We start from the raw sequence: 6,386 nt of genomic DNA on the forward strand, positions 1-6,386 counted from the left end.
GCGCGACAGTCAGCGACTGTCGCGCGCCGTTCGCTACTCCCCTTTGCGCGTCTGGCTCACCGCCTTCAACAGCTTCGTCACCGCTTTATCCGTAAAGATCGCCTCCAGCGGCTGCGTCAGCTTGCGTCGCCAGTTGGGATATTGATCGACGGTGCCAGGCACGTTTACCGGCGTGGTCATTCCTATCCAGTCTTCGGGCTGCAGCCCCAGCAACGCGCTGCCGGTCGCCGCGAGAAACTTATGCATCGCCAGATTAAGCGCGGGCGTCATCGCCAGCTTGTTCGCCTGACGCGCGCTGCGCGCCGGCATCGCGCCCGCCTGATGCAGCGCATCCAGCAGCGCCTGTTTCTGTTTCGCCCGCTGTTCATGCAGCGACTGCAGCACCTCTTTGCCGGGATAGAGCTTGAGCTTTTCTCCCAGTTCGAAGTCGCCCGCGTTCCAGAAGCCGGTCAGCGTCGGCAGATCGTGCGTGCTGGCGCTGGCGATCGACTGACGCGGATAGTCGCCGGGCAGGCGATAGCTGCCGTCGCGCTGCTGCTCGAACCACATAACCTTCCAGGAGAAAACGCCGCTGGCGCGCAGCAGGCCGACGATTTCCGGCGGCACCGTGCCGAGATCTTCGCCGATAACCATGCAGCGATGCCGCTGGCTCTCCAGCGCCAGGATGCCCAGCAGGTCATGCACCGGATAGCTGACGTAGGCGCCTTTATCGGCGGTTTCCCCTTTCGGCACCCACCATAGCCGCAGCAGCGCCATCACGTGATCGATGCGCAGCGCGCCGCAGTCGCGCATATTGGCGCGCAGCATCTCGATAAAAGGCTGATAGCCGCGCGCGCGCATCACGTGCGGATCCATCGGCGGCAGGCCCCAGTTTTGTCCCAGCGGTCCAAGGCGATCCGGCGGCGCGCCGACCGACGCTTCGAGGCGATAGAGCTCAGGATCGTGCCAGGTCTCCGCGCTGCCCTCCGCCACGCCTACCGCCAGATCGCGATAGAGCCCCACCGTCATCTTCAGCGCCTGGCTGCGCGCCCAGCACTGAGCGAACTGGTTTTGCGCCAGCCACTGCAGCCACTGCCAGAAAGCGATCTCCTCTTCGTGCCTTTCGCACCAGCGCTGCACTTCAGGCGACTGGCTGTTGCGCCAGCTTTCCGGCCAGGCCGGCCACCCCCAGGCGTCCGCATCTTCGGCGCGGCGCTCCGCCTGCAGGCCATCGTAGGCCGCCTGATAGCGCAGGCTGTCGCCGCCGTCGCGCACAAACGCGACGAACGCCTGCCGCTGCGCGTCATCTTCCGCGCGCAGGCTGAACTGCGCCCAGGCATGGCGCAGCGCGGCGAGCTTCAGCGCCATCACCGTCGCGTAATCGACAAATTCGCTCTCGCGCGCTTTTGCCAGCGCGCGCTGAGTTTTCGCCGCTTTCCACCACTTTTGCGCCGCCGCGCTCTGCTGGAAATCCTCCAGCTGCGCCACGCTGATGTAGATAATGTTCAGCCAGCGGCGCGACGAGGGACTATAAGGGCTGGCGAAATCGGGCGTCGCGGGATAGAGCGCGTGCAGCGGATTGAGCCCGACGAAGTCGCCTCCCTGCTGCGCCACCTGCTCCAGAAGCTGCTGCAGATCGCCGAAATCGCCGATGCCCCAGTTATCGGCGGAGCGCACGGTATAGAGCTGCACCAGCGCACCCCAGCGCTTTTCGCCGTTGCGCAGCGGCGTCGGCAGCCAGCAGCGGCGCGGCGTCAGAATAATGCGCGTCTGCCACTCTTTTTTGCCCTTGCTCAGCGTCAGCTGGTGATAGCCGTGCCCGAGCGGCGACGGCAGCATAAAAGGCTGGCCTGCCTCAAGTTCGCCGCTAAACTCGCGGCCCTTTTCGCTGCGCAGCCGCCACTGATAGCGGCCGCGCCCTTCCGGGTTGAGCTGGCGCGCCGCGCCGCCGCTAAAAACCTGCACCGGCGGCAGCGGCGCGCCCTTCTCTTTCTGAGCATCGCCCATTACCGCGAGCAGCGCCGTTTTGGTTTCGTCGCCGATCGCTTCCGGTTCGCCTTTGGCGTTGGTATAGGTCAGGGAGATTCCGGCGGCGACTGCCGCGCGATCCAGTGCGCTCTCTTTCATGCTGTCCCCTTAGCGTCTTGATCCAAAGCCGTTGCGTTGCGTTGTGATGAACGTCTGCGCACAGGCAAACTGAGCATTAAGTAAAGACGGCAGTGCGGAAAAAATCGACAGGAAACAAAGAAAAAGGCTGGCCAGGAAGGAAAAGAGCGAGCGATATAGCCCAGGGTAAGGCGATATCGCTCGCGACAGCTCAGAGACGAAAGAGCTTAATCAGCAGAGTTCGAGTTGCACCTCATGCTGCTCGATCACCTTCATAATGCTGGCGGGCGGCTGCTTGTCGGTATAAAGCTGGTCGATCAGCCCCATATTGCCGAGATTCACCATCGCGTTGCGGCCGAACTTCGAATGGTCGACCACCAGCATCACGCAGCGTGAGTTTTCGATAATGGCGCGCTTGGTGCGCACCTCGTGGTAATCGAACTCCAGCAGCGACCCGTCCATATCGATGCCGCTGATGCCGAGAATGCCGTAATCAAGGCGGAACTGAGAGATAAAGTCGAGCGTCGCTTCGCCCATAATGCCGCCGTCGCGCGTGCGCACTTCGCCGCCCGCGATAATCAGCCGAAAATCGGGCTTGCACATCAGCAGCGTCGCCACGTTGATATTGTTGGTCACCACGCGCAGATTTTTATGGTTCAGCAGCGCATAGGCCACCGCTTCTGGCGTGGTGCCGATATCGATAAATAAGGTCGCGCCGTCTGGAATTTCGCTGGCAACGCGTTCGGCGATGCGCGCTTTCTCCGCCGACCACATCATCTTACGTTCCTGCCAGGCGGTATTTTCAGAGCTGGAAGGCAGCGCCGCGCCGCCGTGATGACGCTGAATTTTATTCTGATCGGCGAGGTCGTTAAGATCGCGGCGGATGGTTTGCGGGCTTACCTCAAAATGTTCTACCAGCTCTTCGGTACTGACATATCCCTGACGCCGGACCAGATCGATAATGGCGTCATGACGTTGCGTCTGCTTCACATTACTCTCCTGTTTTCTTTTCTTATCCGGCGCTAACGGCGCCGCACTGCACGGGTATCGACAAACGCCATCGCCAGCCCGACCAGCAGACCGGCGACGTGAGCGCCGTTGGCGATAGCGAGCCCGAACGCGCCATACCAGCCGATCACCAGCCACACGATAGCAAAACCAATTAGTCCCCGTTCCAGATAGACGCCGCTTTCTGGATCGCGCTCGCCGCGCAGCCAGCAATAGCCCATCAGCGCATAGACCACGCCCGACAAACCGCCGAACCAGATGCCGCTAAATTTCGCCTGTACGAAGCCGCTGAGCAGCGCCGAGATCAGCATAATCACAAACAGCTTGCCACTGCCGAGCCGCTTCTCCACCGCGCCGCCGAGATACCACCACCACATCAGGTTAAACAGGATATGCAGAAGCGAAAAGTGCAGCAGCGCATGGCTGAACCAGCGCCATACCTGGAGATACTGGCCTGGGCCGTCCGGCCAGCTCAGCCACAGCAGCACCGTTTGATCGCCAAAAATCTGCATCAGGATAAACACCGCGATACAGGCAAAAAGCACGGTCATGGTGAGCGGACCGGCACGATCGCGAATGTTGCCCCACAGGTTGCTGCGCTCGTAGCGTAGGCCGCTTTTGGTGTCGCCGGTATGCCAGCTGGCGGCCTGATAGCGCGGATGGTCCGGCTGGCGCACGAACTGCTGAAGTTCGTTTTCGACCATTTCAAGCCGGCTCTCGTCATCGAGCAGAATAACGTAATGGCCATCCTGTTCGATGCGCAGCGCGACGCCGCGCGTCGCCATATAGTCGACGAACGCCTGCGCCATGCGCGGGTTATTAAACTGGGTAATGCGCACCATTAATCACTCTCCTTGTTCATCGCGCGCGGCTCACTCGCCGCCGGCGACAACCTGGGTCGGAAACGCGGCGCGCCAGGCATCGAAGCCGCCGTCGATGCTGTAGGCGGCGCTGAAGCCCTGGCTCAGCAGATATTGTGCGGCGCCCTTGCTGCTGTTGCCGTGGTAGCACATCACCAGCACCGGCAGTTCGCGGCTGGCGGTGGCCAGAAAGTCGTTAAGGTTGCCGTTGCTCAGGTGCAGCGCGTTTTCCGCATGGCCGAGCGCGAAGCTCTGCGGATCGCGGATATCGACCAGCTGCGCGCCTTGCGCCAGATGCTCGCTGGCCTGCTGAACGTTAATGCATTCGAAGGTTTCCATGATTCTCTCGTTAAGACGACACAATTACCGCCTAGTGTAACCCGATAAGCAGCCCCAATAACCTGACAAAGCGTCCGGGTTTGTATTTATTTCTCAACAAGAATGTTAGCTATATCACGCAAAAATGTTTTTACCGCGTTAAACACTGGCATCAATGTTGGTTTGCGATTATGATTATGCTCGAAAACGAACATTAATGAACTATTCCGAACATCGGAGGAGATGACGTGGAAACCAAAGACCTGATCGTGATCGGCGGCGGCATCAACGGTGCCGGCATTGCAGCAGACGCTGCAGGACGCGGCCTGTCAGTGCTGATGCTGGAGGCGCGGGACCTGGCTTGCGCGACCTCTTCCGCCAGTTCAAAGCTGATTCACGGCGGCCTGCGCTACCTCGAACACTATGAGTTCCGCCTGGTCAGCGAAGCGCTGGCCGAGCGCGAAGTGCTGCTGAAGATGGCGCCGCATATCGCTTTCCCGATGCGCTTCCGTCTGCCGCACCGTCCGCATCTGCGTCCGGCATGGATGATTCGCGCTGGCCTGTTTTTATACGATCACCTGGGCAAGCGCACCAGCCTGCCGGGGAGCAAAAGTCTGCGTTTTGGCGCGGATTCGGCCCTCAAGCCGGAAATCACGCGCGGATTCGAATATTCTGACTGCTGGGTAGACGATGCCCGCCTGGTGGTGCTGAACGCGCAGGAAGTGGTAAAGCGCGGCGGCGACGTCCGTACCCGCACTCGCGTGACGCGCGCCTGGCGCGAAAGCGGCCTGTGGATGGTGGAAGCGGAAGACGTTGACAGCGGCAAAACGTATACCTGGCGCGCCAAAGCGCTGGTGAACGCGGCGGGTCCGTGGGTGAAACAGCTGTTTGACGACGGTCTGAAGCTGAAATCTCCGTACGGCATCCGTCTGATTAAAGGCAGCCATATCGTGGTGCCGCGCGTGCACAACGAGAAGCAGTCCTACATCCTGCAGAACGAAGACAACCGTATTGTGTTCGTTATTCCGTGGATGGATGACTTCTCGATTATCGGCACCACCGACGTCGAGTACAAAGGCGATCCGAAGAACGTCAAAATCGACGACAGCGAGATCGATTATCTGCTCAAAATTTACAATAGCCATTTTAAAAAGCAGCTGGTGCGTGACGATGTGGTCTGGAGCTACTCCGGCGTGCGTCCGCTGTGCGATGACGAGTCCGATTCGCCGCAGGCGATTACCCGCGACTATACGCTGGACGTGCGCGACGACAACGGCCAGGCGCCGCTGCTGTCGGTGTTTGGCGGCAAGCTGACCACCTATCGCAAGCTTGCGGAGCATGCGCTGGAGAAGCTGGTGAAGTATTTCCCCAATGCCGGACCGGCATGGACGAAAAACTGCGTGCTGCCGGGCGGCGATTTCGCCGGCACGCGTGAAGATTACGCTGCCAGCCTGCGTCGTCGTTATCCGTTTATTACCGAAGGGATGGCGCGTCACTTCGCCCGCACCTACGGCAGCAGCACCGAGACGCTGCTCGACGGCGCGACGCGCCTTGAGGATCTGGGCGAGAACTTCGGTCACGACTTTTATGAAGCCGAGCTGCGCTATCTGGTGCAGAACGAGTGGGTGCGCGAGCTGGATGACGCTATCTGGCGCCGCACTAAACAAGGGATGTGGCTGAACGAAGCGCAGCAGGCGCGCGTGGCGGAGTGGCTGGCGACGCACAGTCAGAAGCCCAGCCTGTCGCTGGCGAGCTAAATAAGATCAACGGGGCTTCGGCCCCGTTTTTTTTGCCTGCCGCGCAGGGTTCCGTCCGCTGGGGACTTAGGTTCGCTGCGCGAACGGGCGCTGAGCGGGTTCCGCCCGCCGGGCGATTTATCTGCTGCGCAGATGGACTCTGAGCGGGTTCCGCCCGCCAGGCGTCGGGGAGTTTCAGCCGCTCCGCTGCTGGCGTGCGTGTTAAGGGGCTCGCCAGCCCCTTAACAATCCCGGCTTCCGGCAGCCTCCACGCCGCGCTCCGCGCGGTGCCTTCGTTGCTTACGTCGGCCGCACGGACCGCGCGGATTCGACATCCTGTCTCATGCCGCGCTCTCGCCGACGTCCTGTCGGCTCGTCC

The 6,386-nt window shown here is 61.1% G+C and carries 5 protein-coding genes; 1 reads left to right on the plus strand and 4 read right to left on the minus strand.

Translation table 11 applies throughout. From position 1 onward, the window contains the following. Positions 1-33: 33 nt before the first annotated feature. The 4 genes from malQ to glpE all read right to left on the minus strand — a co-directional run bounded on the left by malQ (position 34) and on the right by glpE (position 4,292). Positions 34-2,106, minus strand: a complete 2,073-nt coding sequence (gene malQ / locus HA46_RS15330; RefSeq protein ID WP_084885237.1) for a 4-alpha-glucanotransferase — start codon at positions 2,104-2,106, stop codon at positions 34-36. 210 nt (positions 2,107-2,316) lie between these two features. After that, positions 2,317-3,075, minus strand: coding sequence for a DeoR/GlpR family transcriptional regulator (locus tag HA46_RS15335; protein WP_033753150.1), 759 nt, complete (start codon positions 3,073-3,075; stop codon positions 2,317-2,319). 32 nt (positions 3,076-3,107) lie between these two features. Then, a complete protein-coding gene (gene glpG, locus HA46_RS15340; protein ID WP_033792619.1) occupies positions 3,108-3,932 on the minus strand; it encodes a rhomboid family intramembrane serine protease GlpG in 825 nt (274 codons plus the stop codon). Positions 3,933-3,965: 33 nt separating this feature from the next. After that, the gene (glpE, locus tag HA46_RS15345; RefSeq protein ID WP_033792614.1) at positions 3,966-4,292 is read right to left on the minus strand and encodes a thiosulfate sulfurtransferase GlpE; all 327 of its coding nucleotides are present in this window, start codon (positions 4,290-4,292) and stop codon (positions 3,966-3,968) included. A gap of 227 nt (positions 4,293-4,519) precedes the next feature. Between glpE and glpD the strand changes: the two genes are divergently transcribed. Then, on the plus strand, positions 4,520-6,028 hold the full coding sequence (gene glpD, locus HA46_RS15355; RefSeq protein ID WP_033792615.1) for a glycerol-3-phosphate dehydrogenase: 1,509 nt from the start codon (positions 4,520-4,522) through the stop codon (positions 6,026-6,028). Positions 6,029-6,386: the final 358 nt, after the last annotated feature.

Source organism: Pantoea septica (assembly GCF_002095575.1).
GTDB classification, from domain to species: Bacteria; Pseudomonadota; Gammaproteobacteria; order Enterobacterales; family Enterobacteriaceae; genus Pantoea; species Pantoea septica.